General features: G+C 63.9%; 20 protein-coding genes and 1 tRNA gene. 12 read left to right on the forward strand and 9 right to left on the reverse strand.

Features of this window, described 5'->3' with window-relative positions; translation table 11 throughout:
* Nucleotides 1–47 precede the first annotated feature (47 nt).
* Complete coding sequence (locus H8F27_RS15180) at nt 48–716, forward strand: ABC transporter ATP-binding protein (protein WP_197149187.1); 669 nt, start codon at nt 48–50, stop codon at nt 714–716.
* A complete protein-coding gene (hslO, locus tag H8F27_RS15185) occupies nt 713–1,621 on the forward strand; it encodes an Hsp33 family molecular chaperone HslO (RefSeq protein WP_197149201.1) in 909 nt (302 codons plus the stop codon). Before H8F27_RS15180 ends, hslO begins: the two co-directional genes overlap by 4 nt.
* A 1-nt stretch (nt 1,622) precedes the next feature.
* On the opposite strand, the gene H8F27_RS15190 is transcribed toward hslO, so the two are convergent.
* Genes H8F27_RS15190 through H8F27_RS15205 form a run of 4 tightly spaced genes read right to left on the reverse strand, consistent with a single transcriptional unit; the run spans nt 1,623 to nt 5,004 of the window.
* A complete protein-coding gene (locus H8F27_RS15190) occupies nt 1,623–2,300 on the reverse strand; it encodes a CPP1-like family protein (RefSeq protein ID WP_197149203.1) in 678 nt (225 codons plus the stop codon).
* A 55-nt stretch (nt 2,301–2,355) separates the two neighbouring features.
* Nucleotides 2,356–2,595: a DUF1651 domain-containing protein gene (locus tag H8F27_RS15195; protein WP_197149204.1), complete on the reverse strand. Its 240-nt coding sequence runs from the start codon at nt 2,593–2,595 to the stop codon at nt 2,356–2,358.
* A gap of 53 nt (nt 2,596–2,648) precedes the next feature.
* Entirely contained in the window at nt 2,649–4,292 is a 1,644-nt protein-coding gene (locus tag H8F27_RS15200) for a peptide chain release factor 3 (RefSeq protein ID WP_197149206.1), read from the reverse strand.
* Between the two features lie 31 nt (nt 4,293–4,323).
* A complete protein-coding gene (locus tag H8F27_RS15205) occupies nt 4,324–5,004 on the reverse strand; it encodes a trans-aconitate 2-methyltransferase (protein WP_231596338.1) in 681 nt (226 codons plus the stop codon).
* 130 nt (nt 5,005–5,134) lie between these two features.
* On the opposite strand from H8F27_RS15205, the gene nrdJ reads away from it, so the two are divergent.
* From nrdJ to H8F27_RS15235, 6 genes are all read left to right on the forward strand, one after another.
* Entirely contained in the window at nt 5,135–7,519 is a 2,385-nt protein-coding gene (nrdJ, locus tag H8F27_RS15210) for a ribonucleoside-triphosphate reductase, adenosylcobalamin-dependent (RefSeq protein ID WP_197149208.1), read from the forward strand.
* A 52-nt stretch (nt 7,520–7,571) separates the two neighbouring features.
* Nucleotides 7,572–7,656, forward strand: a tRNA-Ser gene (locus H8F27_RS15215).
* A gap of 85 nt (nt 7,657–7,741) precedes the next feature.
* Entirely contained in the window at nt 7,742–8,179 is a 438-nt protein-coding gene (locus tag H8F27_RS15220) for a hypothetical protein (protein ID WP_197149210.1), read from the forward strand.
* Between the two features lie 191 nt (nt 8,180–8,370).
* Nucleotides 8,371–8,832 (forward strand): hypothetical protein, encoded by a 462-nt coding sequence (locus H8F27_RS15225; protein WP_197149212.1) that lies wholly within the window; start codon nt 8,371–8,373, stop codon nt 8,830–8,832.
* Nucleotides 8,833–9,020: 188 nt separating this feature from the next.
* Nucleotides 9,021–9,224: a hypothetical protein gene (locus H8F27_RS15230; RefSeq protein ID WP_197149214.1), complete on the forward strand. Its 204-nt coding sequence runs from the start codon at nt 9,021–9,023 to the stop codon at nt 9,222–9,224.
* 9 nt (nt 9,225–9,233) lie between these two features.
* Nucleotides 9,234–9,644 (forward strand): hypothetical protein, encoded by a 411-nt coding sequence (locus H8F27_RS15235; RefSeq protein ID WP_197149216.1) that lies wholly within the window; start codon nt 9,234–9,236, stop codon nt 9,642–9,644.
* A 138-nt stretch (nt 9,645–9,782) separates the two neighbouring features.
* On the opposite strand, the gene H8F27_RS15240 is transcribed toward H8F27_RS15235, so the two are convergent.
* Nucleotides 9,783–10,034, reverse strand: coding sequence for a hypothetical protein (locus H8F27_RS15240; protein ID WP_197149218.1), 252 nt, complete (start codon nt 10,032–10,034; stop codon nt 9,783–9,785).
* Between the two features lie 75 nt (nt 10,035–10,109).
* Between H8F27_RS15240 and H8F27_RS15245 the strand changes: the two genes are divergently transcribed.
* The 3 genes from H8F27_RS15245 (at nt 10,110) to H8F27_RS15255 (ending at nt 11,919) form a co-directional block, all read left to right on the forward strand.
* Nucleotides 10,110–10,355 (forward strand): plasmid stability protein, encoded by a 246-nt coding sequence (locus H8F27_RS15245; protein ID WP_197149220.1) that lies wholly within the window; start codon nt 10,110–10,112, stop codon nt 10,353–10,355.
* Nucleotides 10,352–10,753, forward strand: a complete 402-nt coding sequence (locus tag H8F27_RS15250; RefSeq protein ID WP_197149222.1) for a type II toxin-antitoxin system VapC family toxin — start codon at nt 10,352–10,354, stop codon at nt 10,751–10,753. Before H8F27_RS15245 ends, H8F27_RS15250 begins: the two co-directional genes overlap by 4 nt.
* 212 nt (nt 10,754–10,965) lie before the next feature.
* On the forward strand, nt 10,966–11,919 hold the full coding sequence (locus H8F27_RS15255) for an IS1595 family transposase (RefSeq protein WP_197147974.1): 954 nt from the start codon (nt 10,966–10,968) through the stop codon (nt 11,917–11,919).
* On the opposite strand, the gene H8F27_RS15260 is transcribed toward H8F27_RS15255, so the two are convergent.
* From H8F27_RS15260 to H8F27_RS15275, 4 genes are all read right to left on the reverse strand, one after another.
* The gene (locus tag H8F27_RS15260) at nt 11,920–12,078 is read right to left on the reverse strand and encodes a hypothetical protein (protein ID WP_197149223.1); all 159 of its coding nucleotides are present in this window, start codon (nt 12,076–12,078) and stop codon (nt 11,920–11,922) included.
* A 123-nt stretch (nt 12,079–12,201) separates the two neighbouring features.
* A complete protein-coding gene (locus tag H8F27_RS15265; protein ID WP_231596339.1) occupies nt 12,202–12,588 on the reverse strand; it encodes a type II toxin-antitoxin system VapC family toxin in 387 nt (128 codons plus the stop codon).
* Nucleotides 12,573–12,794, reverse strand: a complete 222-nt coding sequence (locus H8F27_RS15270) for a ribbon-helix-helix domain-containing protein (protein WP_197149225.1) — start codon at nt 12,792–12,794, stop codon at nt 12,573–12,575. The genes H8F27_RS15265 and H8F27_RS15270 overlap by 16 nt, the downstream gene beginning before the upstream one ends.
* Before the next feature lie 26 nt (nt 12,795–12,820).
* Complete coding sequence (locus tag H8F27_RS15275) at nt 12,821–13,063, reverse strand: hypothetical protein (protein WP_197149227.1); 243 nt, start codon at nt 13,061–13,063, stop codon at nt 12,821–12,823.
* Nucleotides 13,064–14,026: 963 nt separating this feature from the next.
* Between H8F27_RS15275 and H8F27_RS15280 the strand changes: the two genes are divergently transcribed.
* Nucleotides 14,027–14,692: a 20S proteasome subunit A/B gene (locus tag H8F27_RS15280; protein WP_231596340.1), complete on the forward strand. Its 666-nt coding sequence runs from the start codon at nt 14,027–14,029 to the stop codon at nt 14,690–14,692.
* Nucleotides 14,693–14,746 lie beyond the last annotated feature (54 nt).

Consider the following 14,746-nt stretch of genomic DNA (forward strand, 5'->3'; position numbering starts at 1 on the left):
GCGAGAAAACTGCCCCCATCAAACACGCCCGCCGGCATGCTGGGTCGATGCTTGAACTGCGCAACCTCTGCTATCAGGCGGCCACGGCCGACCAGCCAGTGTTGCGCGGGGTCAGCCTGCAGCTGGCGGTGGGGCAGCCAGCCCTGGTGGCCGGCAGCAGTGGCAGTGGCAAGACCACCCTGCTCGAACTGATAGGTGGCCTGGCCGAACCCAGCAGCGGCCAGGTGCTGTGGGAGGGGGAAGCCCTCAATGCACGCCAGCGACGCTGGCTCTGTGGGCTGGTATTTCAATTCCCGGAGCGCCACTTCCTCGGGCTGAGCGTGGGCCAGGAGCTCAAACTCGGCCAGCGGCGACTCACCGCTGAGGAGGCTGAAAAAACCCTGGAGCAGGTGGGCTTAGGGGGGCTTTCGCTGCAGCAGCCGCCTGAGCAACTCAGCGGCGGCCAGCAGCGGCGGCTGGCTCTGGCGGTGCAGCTGCTGCGCAACCCCAGGGTGCTGCTGCTGGATGAACCCACCGCAGGCCTCGACTGGGCGGTGCGGGGCGAAATCCTCCAGTTGCTGGCAGGCCTCGCCCGGGAGAGGGCCGTGCTGGTGGTGACCCATGAACCCGAGTTGTTCGGGGGGGTGATCAACGGCGGCTGGCAGCTGGAGCAGGGCGTGCTGGAGCCGCTCTGCCGGATTCCTACGATGGCTCCATCCCCGGGAGGCAAGCCTTGAGCGACCAGCTGCTGCGGGCTACCGCCGCCGGAGGCGGCATCCGGCTGGTGGCGGTGAGCAGCGGCCACACCAGTCGCATCGCCCGCGAGCGCCATGGGCTCTCCTACCTCACCAGTGCCCTGCTGGGCCGGGCCATGACGGCCGGGCTCCTGCTGGCCAGCTCAATGAAGGTGGCCCATGGCCGCGTCAACCTGCGCATCCAGTCGGATGGCCCATTGCGGGGGCTGATGGTGGACGCAGGCCGCAACGGCACCGTGCGCGGCTATGTGGGCAACCCGGCCCTGGAACTGGACCCGGTGACGGGCCCCGACGGCCTGGCCCACTTCGACTTCCGCAGCGCCTGCGGCACCGGTTACCTGCACGTGGTGCGCGACCTGGGCGAGGGCGAACCATTCAGCTCCACGGTAGAACTGGTGAGCGGCGGCATCGGCGACGATCTCGCCTCCTACCTGCTGCACTCCGAGCAGACCCCCTCAGCGGTGTTCGTCGGCGAGCAGATCGACAGCAACGGCGTGCGCTGCTGCGGCGGCGTGCTGGTTCAGGTGCTGCCTAAGGCGGCGCACGAGCCGGCCCTGGTGGCCCTGCTCGAGGAGCGCTGCCGGGAGGTGCGCCACTTCAGTCAGCGGCTGGCGGAGTGCCAGGGCAATCTGCAGGGCCTGCTGGAAGCGATCTTTCCCGACCTCGACCCCCAGCCCCTCAACGCCGCCACTGGCTGCACGCCGGTACGGTTCCACTGCCGCTGCAGCCGCGAGCGCAGCGTCAGCGCCCTGAAACTGCTGGGCCGCGATGAGCTCAGCGAGATGCTGGCGGAGGACGGCCGGGCCGAACTCACCTGCCACTTCTGCAGCGCCGTCTACGCGGTAGAAGGCGCTGAACTCAGCAAACTGATCGCCGAATTGGCCTAGCTCAACCCAGCCAAAGGGCCCCTAGCAGCAACACCAGGAGGGCCGGCAGGCTCTGCAGCTGCAGTGGGCTCAAGGGGAGACCCAGGGGCAGGCTGGCCGGCAGGGCGGCGGTGAGAATCGCGCCGAGCAGCAGGCCCAGGCAAAGCAGCCCAAATCCCCAGCCAACGGCAGCCAGGAAGCGCCGATGGCGCCACTGCAGGTTGATCACGGCCATGGCCGTGGCCAAGGCCAGCACGAGATCGGCAGGGAAGCTGGGTACCAGCAGCAACAGCAGCAGCAGGACCCCGGCGCTGGCTAACGGAAACCAGAGCTCCCGGCCACTTGCCAGGGCCAGGCCTGGCAGGGCCAGCCTGGGGGCGGCCATCCGGGGCAACTGCAGCTGGGGCAGGGAGGGCACGGCCAGGCGCGGGGGTGGTGGCGCCACCTGTTCGCGCTGGGAGGCCGTCTTGGCGGCCGTGCTCACCCGACCCTGTTGGCGGGCCTTGAGCCTCTCCATCAATACGGAGTCGTAGGCGGCCTCAATCCGGGAGCGGGCCATGGAGTCATCGCCCACCTCATCGAGTCGGGCCAGCTTGGCTGCCTGCACCTCGTCGAAGCTCGCATCGGCAGCAACGCCCAGCCGCTCGTAGGGGCCGGAGGGTTCGGCGGCCGGGGTGGGCTGATCGGAGCGTTGGGACATAACAGGCCTGGGGAATGGTCAGAACGTTCCCGGTAGGAAGCGTATCGAGGCCTGGCTAAAACAGGGGTTCACTGCAGTAAAACCCCGCCTCCTGTTGCAGCTTGCGGCGGCAGCGTTCGGCCTCCTCAGCGCCCAGTCGCTTGCGGTGCTTGAGCAGGGGCAGCTGGGGCGGCATGTGGCTGCCTTCCCGCATCTCCACCGTGGTGGCGCCGATGGGCCCCTGGGCCGGCAGGAAATTAACGTAATCGCAGCCCCCGTCCGGGCGGGGACGCACCAGCCAGAGTGGCTTCGGCATCGCTGTGATGGTTCGTTACTTTTTATTCTGGCGCGCGCGGCTGCCCTGCGTGGCTAGAGGGCGATCGGCTCAACCCCACTCACCACCGGGGCCACACCGCTGAGCTCCAGGTCTGGGTGGTCGTCGCGAAGCTGGCCCAGGTTCCAGTCGTTCTTGAACAGCAGCACGGGCCGGTTCCAGGCATCGCGCACGGTCTTGCAGTTGAAGATCCGCCCCACCTGCTCCAGCGCCGGCCAGCCTCCCTGCACCCAGCGGGCAACGCTGAAACCGAGGGGCTCAAGGCGCGTCTGCACGCCATATTCATGTTCGAGGCGGTATTGGACCACCTCGAGCTGCAGCTGGCCCACCGCCGCCAGGATCGGATCGCGCTTGCTCTCGTCGATGTCGTAGAGGATCTGCACTGCCCCCTCCTCCCGCAGTTCATTGACCCCCTTGCGGAAACTCTTGAATGCCGAGGGGTTGGGGTTGCGCAACCAGGCGAACAGTTCGGGGGTGAAGCAGGGAATGCCCTCGTATTCGATGCGGGGGCCCACATAGAGGGTGTCACCGATGGCGAACATGCCTGGGTTGTTGAGGCCGATCACATCGCCGGGGTAGGCGTCGTCCACCACCTCCCTGTCCTGGCCGAAGAGTTTCTGCGGCCGCGACAGGCGGATCGCCCTGCCGGTGCGGGCGTGCTGCACCGTCATGTCCTTCTCAAACTTGCCGGAACACACCCGCACGAAGGCCACCCGGTCGCGGTGGCGGGGGTCCATGTTGGCCTGCAGCTTGAACACAAAACCGCTGAATCCCGGCCGGATCGGCTCGATCACCCCGGCGCTGCTGGGCCGGGCCGCGGGCCGCTGGGCCAGCTCCAGAAAGGCATCAAGGAACGGCCGCACGCCGAAATTGGTCATCGCCGAACCAAAGAAAACAGGAGAAAGTTCACCGCCGTGCACCAGCTCCAGGTCGAGGTCGGCACCGGCCCCCTCCAGCAACTCCAGCTCCTCAAGGGCCTGATCCAACAGCTCCGGCTCCACGGCTCCGGTGTCGCGGGCTTGCTGCACCGAAAGGATTTTCTCCTCACTGGCCCGGCCGCGCTCGGCCCGTTGAAACAGGATCAGGTTGTGGCTGCGCCGATCGATCACACCGCGAAAGCGGTCGCCACTGCCGATCGGCCAGTTGACCGGCCAGCAGGCCAGGCCCAGCTGTTGCTCGATCTCATCGAGCAGCTCGAGGGGCTCCCGCCCCGGCCGGTCCATCTTGTTGATGAAGGTGAAGATCGGGATCTGGCGCATCCGGCAGACCTCGAAGAGCTTGCGGGTCTGGGGTTCGAGGCCCTTGGCGGCGTCCTCGAGCATCACCGCGTTGTCGGCGGCGGCCAGGGTGCGGTAGGTGTCTTCCGAGAAGTCCTGGTGGCCGGGGGTGTCGAGCAGGTTGATCGTGTTGCCCGAATAGTCGAACTGGAGCACGGTGGAGGTGATCGAGATGCCCCGCTGCTTCTCGAGCTCCATCCAGTCGGAGGTCACCTTGCGCTGCTCACCCTTGGCCTTCACCGCCCCGGCCTGTTGAATCGCCCCGCCGTAGAGCAGCAGCTTCTCGGTAAGGGTGGTCTTGCCGGCGTCCGGGTGGGAGATGATCGCAAAATTGCGGCGGCGGGCCACGGCCTCAGCCAGGGCCTGCAGTTCGGGGGAGGTGGTGGTGGTGCTGGTGGTCATCGGCCCAGCCTGACAGGCACATGGTTCCCGACTAACCCAGCCGCCCCCAAACTTCCAGGTAGCGCTCTTGCAGCGGCGCCACCTGGAGCTTGTCCGCCAGTCCGGCCTCCAGCAGCTGCTGCTCCACCTCCTCAAGAGTGAAGGCTGCATGCAGCGAGGCCCGGTAGTCGCGGCGCAACACCTCGGGCGCCCCCTCCGTTTGGGGAACCACCAGCGCCTCCACCGCCTCGACACTGGCAGGGCGGCGTAGGTCTTGGATGTACACAAAGGCCCCCGGGGCAGCCAGCTGGGCCACCACCTGCCAGAGCACCGCCGGATCGTGCAGGTGGTGCAACAGGCTGTTGCCCACCACCATTGAGAAGGCCCCCTCCCACTCGCCCGGATCCACGAGGGGCAACAAGGCCTGCTCAAACATCAATCGGCCGGCCAGCTCCGGTTGGGTAGCTGCCCGCTGGCGGGCCACGGCCAACATCTGCGGCGCCCCATCAAGCCCCAGCACCGCGGCATCGGGCCAGCGCCGGGCCAGGCGGAAAGTGATGTTGCCAGGGCCGCAGCCCAGATCCACCAGCTGCGGGCCGGGATCGCCGCCACAGAGCTCCGCCAGCCGCTCGCACATGGCCTGGTCAGAGTCGTTGAAGTCGGCTGCGGCATAGGAGCGCACCTGCTCGAGGCCATCCATCAACTCGGGCTCAGGGGTTCGCTCCAAAGCCATCCACCCAGCCCAGCACCTACAGGAGCCCAGTGTGGCCGGCCCTGGCAGGCCACCGCCGGTAGTGGCATCGGCCGCTTGCACACCCCATCGGTGGCGTTAAGGTTCGACTCATAGTTGGGCAGTGCCGCCAGTGACCCTCTCCGCTACACCGCCTCCAGCCGCCAGTGAGGCAAGGGATAAAGCCGCGGCTGAGAAGGCTTTTGCCGGTGCTGCCGGCAGCCCGGCCGGAGAGGCCCACGACTTCCCGGCAACCGCCCCGGCGGCCAATCCGGTTTTCTATCGCACCTACAGCCGCAAGACCGAGAGCGGCCGGGAGAGCTGGCACCAGGTGGCCGAGCGCAACCTGGAGGGCTTGCGCCGCCTGGGCGATCTCGATGGGACTGAGGTTTCCCTGCTGCGCCGCATGCAGCAGCAGCAGAAAGCCCTGCCCTCGGGCCGCTGGCTGTGGATCGGCGGCACCGAGTGGATCGAGCAGCAGCAGAACTTCTCCGGTGCCTATAACTGCACCTCCACCAACCTGGTCGATTGGGAAGCCTTCGGGCTGATGATGGACCTGGCGATGATGGGCTGCGGCACCGGCGCCATCATTGAGCCCCACCTGATTAATAGGTTGCCGGCGGTGCGCAACCAGCTGAGCATCACCGGCGTCACCGACATCGGCGCCACGCCCGCGGGCCAGCGCCAGGAACACACCAGCCACAGCATCAGCGGCAACAAAGTGGCGATCAAGGTGGGCGACACCCGCCGCGGCTGGGTGGATAGCTATCAGCTGCTGCTCGACCTCTGCAGCGACGAGCGGTTCGACGCCACCAGCCCGATCGAGATCAGTGTCGATCTCTCCGACGTGCGGCCCGTGGGCGAAACCCTCAAGGGCTTTGGCGGCATGGCCAATCCGGTGAAGCTCAAAGACCTCTACGGCCGCGTAGCCCAGATCCTGGGCAGGGCCCAAGGCCGGCAACTCACCTCGGTGGAGTGCTGCCTGCTGATCGATGAGGCCGCCGTCACGATCGTGGCCGGCAACATCCGCCGCAGTGCCGGCATGCGCCAGTTCTGCGCCGAAGACAATTCCGCCGCTGGCGCCAAGGAAAACCTCTGGCAACAGGATGGCGAGGGCAACTGGAGCATCGACCCCGAGCGCGATGCATTGCGCATGGCCAACCACACCCGGGTCTTCCACAGTCGTCCCGATCGGGCCACGGTGCTGGAGGCAGTCAACAAGCAGTTCCAGAGCGGGGAGGGCGCCATCCAGTTCGCCCCTGAAGCGATCGCCCGCTCCAACGCAGACCTGCTCAGCACCCCGGAGCTGCGGACCGAATTCATCGATATCTACTGCGACCAGGGCCGGGAGCAGGCCGGCCGCTGGCTCACCACCCACCACCCGGAGATCAGCGCCGCCGAGCTAGAGCACCGGCTCTGCCGCTATGGCCTCAATCCCTGCGGCGAAATCCTCGGCGCAGATTTTCACTGCAACCTGGCCGAAATCCACCTCAACCAGATCGATCCGGCCGACCTGACGGGCCAGGAGGAGGCCTTCACCGCCGCCGGGCTGGCGGTGGCCTGCCTGCTCAACCACCGCTTTGAGGTGGAGCGCTATCGCCAGAGTCGGGCCTGGGATCCGATCGTGGGGGTGAGCTTCACGGGCCTATTTGACTTCTTTGTGCACGCCTTCGGCACGCCCTGGCTGAAGTGGTGGGAAGCGGGCCGTCCCGACAGCGAAGCGGGCCTCTCCTACAAGGCCCAGGAGGCCGCCTACCTGGGTCGCTGGAAACAGATTGTCGATACGGCGGTCTGGGACTACTGCGACCGCCACGGCCTGCGCCGCCCCAACCGCTGCACCACCGTGCAGCCTGCAGGCACCAAGAGCCTGCTCACCGGCGCCTCCCCCGGCTGGCACCCCCCCAAAGCCCAGCGCTTCATCCGCCGCATCACCTTCCGCAAGAACGATCCGGTGGCGCTGGCCTGCATGGACTATGGCTACACAATCGTGCCTTCCCAGAGCGACAAGGACGAGCAGGGCCGCCTGCTGAATGACCCATTTGATCCCCGCTGCACCGAATGGCTGGTGGAGATCCCCACCGAGGTGAGCTGGGCCAACATCCCCGGCGCCGATGCGGTGGAGATCAACAACTTCTCCGCCCTGGCCCAGTTTGACTTCTACATGCAGGTGCAGCAGCACTACACCGCCCACAACACCTCAGCAACCGTCGAATTTCGCGAGCACGAGATCGAGCCCCTGGCCGATGCCATCCACCAGGCGATCGCCCAGGGCCAGGGCTACATCTCCGCAGCGCTGCTGGCCCGCTTCGATGCCAACGCCACCTTCCCACGCCTCCCCTTCGAACCGATTGATCAGGCCACCTACCTGCGGATGAATGAGGAGGTATGCGCCCGGAGGCGGGTGGAATGCTTCTTCGAAGCCCTGCAGCGCTACGACCGTGGTGAGCTGGTGGAAGCGGGCCCGGCGGGCTGCGACTCCGACAAATGCTTACTGCCGCTGGCTAAACCCGCCAACTAGGCCAGCCCATGGGATCATGGGGTTGGTTTCGGCACTGCCGCAACCAACCCCTGGAGAGGTGGTCGAGTGGTCGATGGCTCCGGTCTTGAAAACCGGCGAGGTGAAAGCCTCCGTGGGTTCGAATCCCACCCTCTCCGTTGCTTCCTTTGCTGTTAATGAGGCATGCAAGGGAGAGCGCCCACGGTCCTTCATGCTGCCTGGAGGAAGTCTCCCTCCATTTCCATGGTTGCCCGTTTGCGTCTGCTAACACTGCCTGCCCTGTTGATATCCCTGCTCACCCTGGTCTGGGCCCCGGCCGCATGGGCGGAACAGCCTTCCGCTCCATCCAGCCGTTGCAACAACGCCACTCTGAAGGGCACTTACCTCTACAGCTCAGTCGGCATGCTTGATGGCAAGCCCTACGCCGAAGCCGGCCGTGAGGTGTACGACGGCAAAGGTGGCGTCGAACTCACCTACCGTGGGACCGGGGGCGCCACCGGCACGATGCGCACTACCTACAGCGTGAGCCCCGACTGCATCGGGAGGGCTGCCTATCCCTACGGTCAGACCCTGGTGAGCTTCATCAGCCCCGATGGCAGCCGCTTCGCCTACACGATCACCCGCGGCCCTGGAGATCGGCCCACCGTGCTCTCAGGCTGGGAGATCCGCGTCGATCCTTAAGTCCCCGCCATTTCGTCAGATCCTCGCGGTAATGACTGCGCAGCCGCTCTCTTCATTTAATCCCTTGCGGGGCCGCTACTCCACCCCGTAGCGAAAAACACGGCGAACTGGGGTATGGCGGTCAGGGCTGACGCTGTGATGATGGCTTGTGGATTCACCTTGCAGCAACCTGGAAACATCCCTCTCATGCCATGTCCCGTAATCCGACCAACGATTTCATCCAATTCATTACCGGGAGCTCCCTCTTCGGCGGCGGCATCTTTTTACTTGCCAATCAGGTGATGGCCAGCTCAGCCTTCACTTACCGCGGTGGTGGCTGGGGGCGTTACGGCGGCGGTGGCTCCATGGTGCCCTTCGGCACCCCTGGCATGGGACTGCTGATGATCCCACTGGGCATTGGCGTCTGCCTGCTGTTTACCGGGACCTACAAGCGCTGGGCCAACCTCCTTGTCTGCGGATCTGTGGCCGCATTAGGAGTCGGGGTGCTCAACAGCATTCGCCTCACCTTCATACCCACCACCCTCTTGGCCTTGGCCACCTACATCGTGATGATTGCGGCGGGTGGCGGACTGATGTTCCGCAGCCTCGGTGATTACGACGACAAGCGGGATGACGATGACGACGACAAGCCTGGCAAGGGGGGGGGGGACTAATAGGCCTGAAACCAGCCCCCAGAAAACTTTAAGCAACCTCGCACATCACTATCTGCAGCCGTTCTCTTGCGCCCACGGCGTTGGCCTGCAAACGGCCCACCGGCGGATGCGAGCAGGTTTCGGCTGGGATAATGGCTGCCACTGCTGCCTAGCCATGGGCCGACTCCTGCGCACCATTGCTGATGCCGATGTCCAGCCGTGAAGGCAGCCACGGCTCAGCCCTCAGCCTGCTGCTCCTGCTGGGCCTGGCGATCGGTTTACACGTCTACGCCGTACGTGTGAAGGACGTCCAGCCCTCCCGCTATCAGCCGGCGCCCAGCTTGAGTCCCGATGGTTCCGCCCGCGTTGCTGGCTCCCAGTCGAAGCGAATAAAGGAAATGCTTGCAAAATAAATTGCAGTGTTGATCGCCCATTGGTTTTCAATGCCCGAAATACGCCTGGTCCAACCGTGCTGCTGCAGTACAACCCTGACGGCACTCGGTCTGCGCCAACTCAAAACCAAAGTTAGTATTTCAAAAGAGACCATGACGTCTCTAAAACCATACTTGGATAATAATCCAAGTTTTTCAATCCTTACTAATTCTTTCCCTCAGGCAGTCGCAACTCTGGTTGCAAAAACTAGGCGCCATGCTGGTCAAGCCATTCATAAATCACTGGCAGATTGGTCGACCACTTCGCTGCCGCCGATGCTGCTGCGGGCACTAGGTAGCCGGCTCGCCCTCTTTCAGCACAACCGTGACCCGATGGCCTGGGAAAAGCTCTTTGCCGGCTTCCAGGGCCTGGGCCTTATCAGCAGCAAAAACCCCTGGTGAGCTTCATTAGCCCCGACGGCAGGGCAATGGCTTGTCTTGCCAAAACTCGCCCTGAAGGTGGAAGCCGCACCTCCACTCTTTCGCACAAAAAAACAGCTGGGTTCGACGCTGCGGCGCTGACGCTTCATTCAGCAACGTTCATGCCGCTCGTAGTCCTGCGCGGGCCAGCAGCGTGAACCCGGGCACCACCTGGATGGGTTCACCCTTAGGAGTTTCGCGCTCTTCCAGTAGTGCTTCCAGCTGGCGCTGTCGCGCCGCCAGGTAGGCCGTGCCCTGTTTGGGAAACAGCTCCAGCTTGCTGGGCACCGCCGGCGTCCACACCAGGCCCACCGGATGCAGCAGGCCGAGCCATTGCTCGTGGGTCGCTTTGCTGGGGATCCCGGGGGGCATCAGGGAGCCTCCTGAACGAACAGACAACCAGAACGGTTCCATACTGGTGGCACCGCCGTTGGATGGATGGCTGCCATGGCCAAGACCCTAACCCTCAAAAACCTGCCCGACGCGTTGCACGCGCGGCTCAGCGCTGCCGCCAAGCGGCACCGCCGCAGCCTCAACAACGAGGCGATCGTCTGCCTGGAGGCGGGCCTCGGGGCGCCTTCCACATCTGTGGAGGAACAATTGGCAAGGATCAGGGCATTGCGTGAGACCCTCGGACCGCACATCTTTGATCTCGATGAGATTGATGCGTTCAAGCGCGAGGGGCGGCCTTGATTGTTGTCGACACCAATGTGCTCGTCTACCTTCTGCTGCCCTGTCCCAAGACAGAGCTCGCTGAACTGCTTTTGAAGCACCAACCCCAGTGGGCAGCGCCACCACTGTGGCGCAGTGAGTTTCGCAATGTGCTCACGGGTTACCTGCGGAGAGGGCTCCTGCAGCAATCTCGAGCCGTTGCGCTGATGCTGGAGGCCGAAGAAACCCTTTCGGCCCATGAGGAAATGGTCGCCACAGAGAGGGTCCTTCATCTGGTGGGCATCAGCAGCTGCAGCTCCTACGACTGTGAGTTCGTCGCTGCGGCGCAGCAGCTGGAGGTGCCACTGATCACGGAAGATAGGGCCATCCTGCAGGCGTTCCCGGCGATCGCGCAGTCGCTGCATCAGGCCACCTCCTGAGGCTCTGCTCCCAGGCTGTCACTTCGGAGCTGCAGGTCCATGCTGTTGCTTGTGGAGTCTGACGGATGCTGTCTTGCAGGCTCAAGCCACCTAAATTTGGGTTTGGCATTGAGAGATGTCCCCATGACCTTCATCAGCCGTCTTGATTACCCAGCTCGCTCCGCGCACCGCGAGCCTGGGCCGTAGACTGGTACGCACATACCAGTTCAGTCATGGCGCGCAACGTCATCCAGTTCCAGAAAGGCCTTTCACTGCCTGACTTCCAGCGGCTCTACGGCACCGAGGTGCAATGTGAGGCTGCTTTGGAGAAGGCGCGCTGGCCCGGTGGGTTCCGCTGTCCCCGCTGCAATGGCCATGAGCATGGGCTGGTCTATGGCCGCAGGCTCAAGCGCTATCAGTGCCGCAGCTGCGGCCATCAGGCCACGCTCACGGCTGGCACGATCATGCAGGCCACGAAATTGCCTCTGACCACCTGGTTTCTGGCCTTTTACATGATCGGGCAGGCCAAAACAGGGATCTCCTCGCTGGAGCTCAGCCGCCACCTGGGCGTGAACTACGACACCGCCTGGCTGCTGCACCACAAGATTCTGCGGGCGATGGCTGATCGGGAGGAGGCTTACCTGCTGCGGGGAAAAGTCCAGATCGATGATTCCTACCTCGGCGGAGAACTGCCGGGCGGCAAGGCAGGTCGGGGTTCAGAGAACAAGATCCCCATCGTCGCGGCCGTCTCCTTGAATGAGGCGGGCCGGCTGATTCACGCCAGGATCACAGCCGTGAGTGGCTTCAGCTCAGAGGCCATCGCTGAGTGGGCCAAGCGCCATCTGGCGCCCGGCAGTCAGGTGCTCTCCGATGGCCTGGCCTGCTTTCGTGCCGTGACCACGGCAGGCTGCAGCCATCACGCCATCGTCACCGGTGGGAAGCACCCAAACGACTTGCCGCAGTTCCGTTGGATCAACACCGTGCTGGGCAACCTCAAGACCGGCTTCAACGGCACCTTCCACGCTTTCAATTTCGACAAGTACGCCAGGCGCTACCTGGGCGGCTTCTGCTTCCGGTTCAACCGGCGCTTCTCGATGGTTGCGATGACTGATCGCATTGCCAATGCGGTCTGTTGCTGCATGCCCTGCACGGAGCGGGATCTCAGGGTTGCGGAGGCTTATGGGTAATCAAGTCAGCCGTTGCTCCAGCACCAGCTGGAGTCCCTGTCTTCTGACCAGCGCACCCTGCCGGACATCCATCGGTGGGTTGTTGAACAAGAGTGTTGGTTGTTGTTGCCAGTCCAGTGGCCCCACATCCGGCGTCTGGATCAGCTGCCGGTTCCGCATAAAGACCCGTTTGATCGGCTGTTGATCGCTCAGGCTGCTGAGGAAAACCTCACCCTGGTGAGTGTTGATCCCTCGATGCGCGACTCCCCCGTGGCTGTTCTGGGGTGGAGATCGCGCTGTCGGTCATCGGGCGGGTTCGAGCCGGTAGGGATGCACAACCCCGCCCAGCGCCAGCGGGAAATCCTTCACGTTGCGGGTGGCGAGGCTGAAATCGCCGCAGTGGGCTGTGGCCAGGATGATCGCGTCGGGAATCTTGAGGCCGTGCCGCTGGCGCAGCCGCACCGTTTGGGCCGCGATCGCCCCATCCAGCGGCAGGCGCGGGAAGCTCTCCAGCCAGCCCTGCACGCGGCTGGCTTCGCCATTGCGACAGCCCACCAGCACCTCGATCCAGGTGATCACGCTGATGTGGGGCTGCTGTTGCTGCTCCAGCCAGGCCAGAGCCACCGCTTCGCCGCGCAGCACGTCGATCAGGATGTTGGTGTCGAGCAGCAGCATCAATGCTCGCTCCATTCCTGGCGCAGCGCCTCCTGCAGCTCCAGGGCGCCCTCGGATCGGTCGCGCCAGAGGCCGAACACCTCCGCATGGGAAGGCGTCTGCTGCTGCAACCACAGGCGCAGCGCCTGGCGGATCGCCTCGGCCCGCGACATGCCTTGCTGACGGCAGAGCAAATCAAGCTGATCTCGCTCGCGATCAGGCAGGTCCACGATGGTTCGCATGGCCATGCCGCTATCTGATGACGTCATCATATGACTACCTGTTGAGGCCAGACGTAGATCCCCCCGGCCGGCTCCACCCGGTGGGTCTGCAGCGCGAAGGTGCGGAGGATGCGCTCGGGTGACAGGTCGATGTCGATTGTCTGCAGGGGCACCTCCCAGTACTTGCGGTTGTCTTCCAGCTGGCGGCGTTCCTCCTTGTTCCCTCCCAAATCGAGCAGCAGCTGATCGAGGTTCTCGTTGCTGCGGCGCTGCTCCACCCTTAGGTCCAAGCAAGTCAGCGCATACCGGCATCGCCAGGCAGCGGGTTCCTGGCAGATAAGAGATCTAGCTTGTACATCGCTATGCACAAGCTGCATGAAATGCCGCCTGGGCCCGTAGCTGGTGCGCCGTGTGTTGCAGCACCGCCGGCTCACTGCACCGCTTTGGGAGAGCGAGCATCACTGGGCTGGTGAGCGGCTCCCCGGCCTTCACAACTATGGCCATGGTGGCTCTGGATTGTTGTTGTCATGGGGTTGTGCATCCAGGGTCCATCAACTCCTGCGCAGCCGCTGGGCAAGCGTTCCGGTTTGAGTCCATGTGGATCGCTTCTGGACTGATCTGGCTCCTGACTCCCGGGGCAGCTCGGCCATCCCAGCCTTTTGGCCATAAAGACTGATGAGGTGAATAGCTAACTCTTCCTGTTGTGGTTACTTATGGTAGTTTTTTCGCAGCGATTTACACCCTTCCCCATTGCCATTAGAATCGCCATTAGCATCTCCATCGTGGTAGCTGTGCCCCTGGCGTAGCAGCTCTTGAGCCCGGGAATAGGAGCTGATCTCGCTTCTTGGGACGTGGCGGATTTGGCTGATCCTGAAGATCGAGCGCCAGGATGGCGATCGGGATCTGATTCACCCCAGAGGGAAACGTGGACAGGCGGATACGGTCGGCCATGCAGCCAAACGGGGAGCTGACGATGGTGCCGGTGCACTGCCCGCGGGGCTCCGCGTTGTTGTGGCTCGTGCTGTCAGCGAGAACGGCAACATCACGATGGCAATGCTGAAGGCGGCCAAGCTGTTGCAGTTAATGGTGGTGGAGTGCTTGGGCTCACATTCTCCTTGCTGCTAGAGTTATAGTGATCTTGCAAACCATTCAAGGTGACCTATTGCATCGGTTACTGGCTGGAGAAAGGGCTGGTTTTCGCCTCCGACTCCCGCACGAATGCAGGAGTTGATTATATTTCAACTTACAGCAAGATGCATGTATTTCAGCCGGCATCCGACCGGCTGTTCGTGCTTCTGGCTGCTGGCAATCTCGCTACCACCCAGGCAGTGGTGAACCATATCCAGCGGGATCTGGATCAGGAGATTGGCGAGCAGGCCAGCATTAACGAGGATCTGCGTTCCTGTCACTACCTGTTTGAAGCGGCCGCCTATGTCGGCGCGGTGAGCGTGGCGGTGCAGGAGAAACACTGCGCTGCCCTGAAGCAGGCGGGCACCAGCGCAGAGGCCAGCTTCATCCTGGGGGGGCAGATCGGCAGCGAACCTCATGGTCTGTTCATGTTGTATCCACAGGGGAATGCGGTGATGGCCACCTCCCAGACCCCCTATCTACAGATCGGTGAATCCAAATACGGAAAGCCGCCGCTCGACAATGTGGGCAACATCAACTTGTCGCTGGAGGATGCCGCCCGGCTCTGCTTGATTTCGGAAGTGCTCACCTACCGCTCCAACCTCACCGTTGGCCCGCCGTTCGAGCTGGCGATCGTGCCCCGTGATCGGCACACGGTGGCCCATCGCGCCACCTTCGAGGCGGAGGCACCTGAATTGACAGCCATGATCGACACCTGGAGCAGCGCCCAGCGGGAAGCCCTGGACCGGCTGCCGAGCTTCTTCTGGGAAAAGAACCAGGTCCGCGCTTGACGGTGCGTACCTGCCTTCGCCCCCCCGCTGGAGGTTGTCATGCTGACTGGATAC

Origin of the sequence: Synechococcus sp. CBW1108 (assembly GCF_015840335.1) — a bacterium.
Classification (GTDB): domain Bacteria; phylum Cyanobacteriota; class Cyanobacteriia; order PCC-6307; family Cyanobiaceae; genus Cyanobium_A.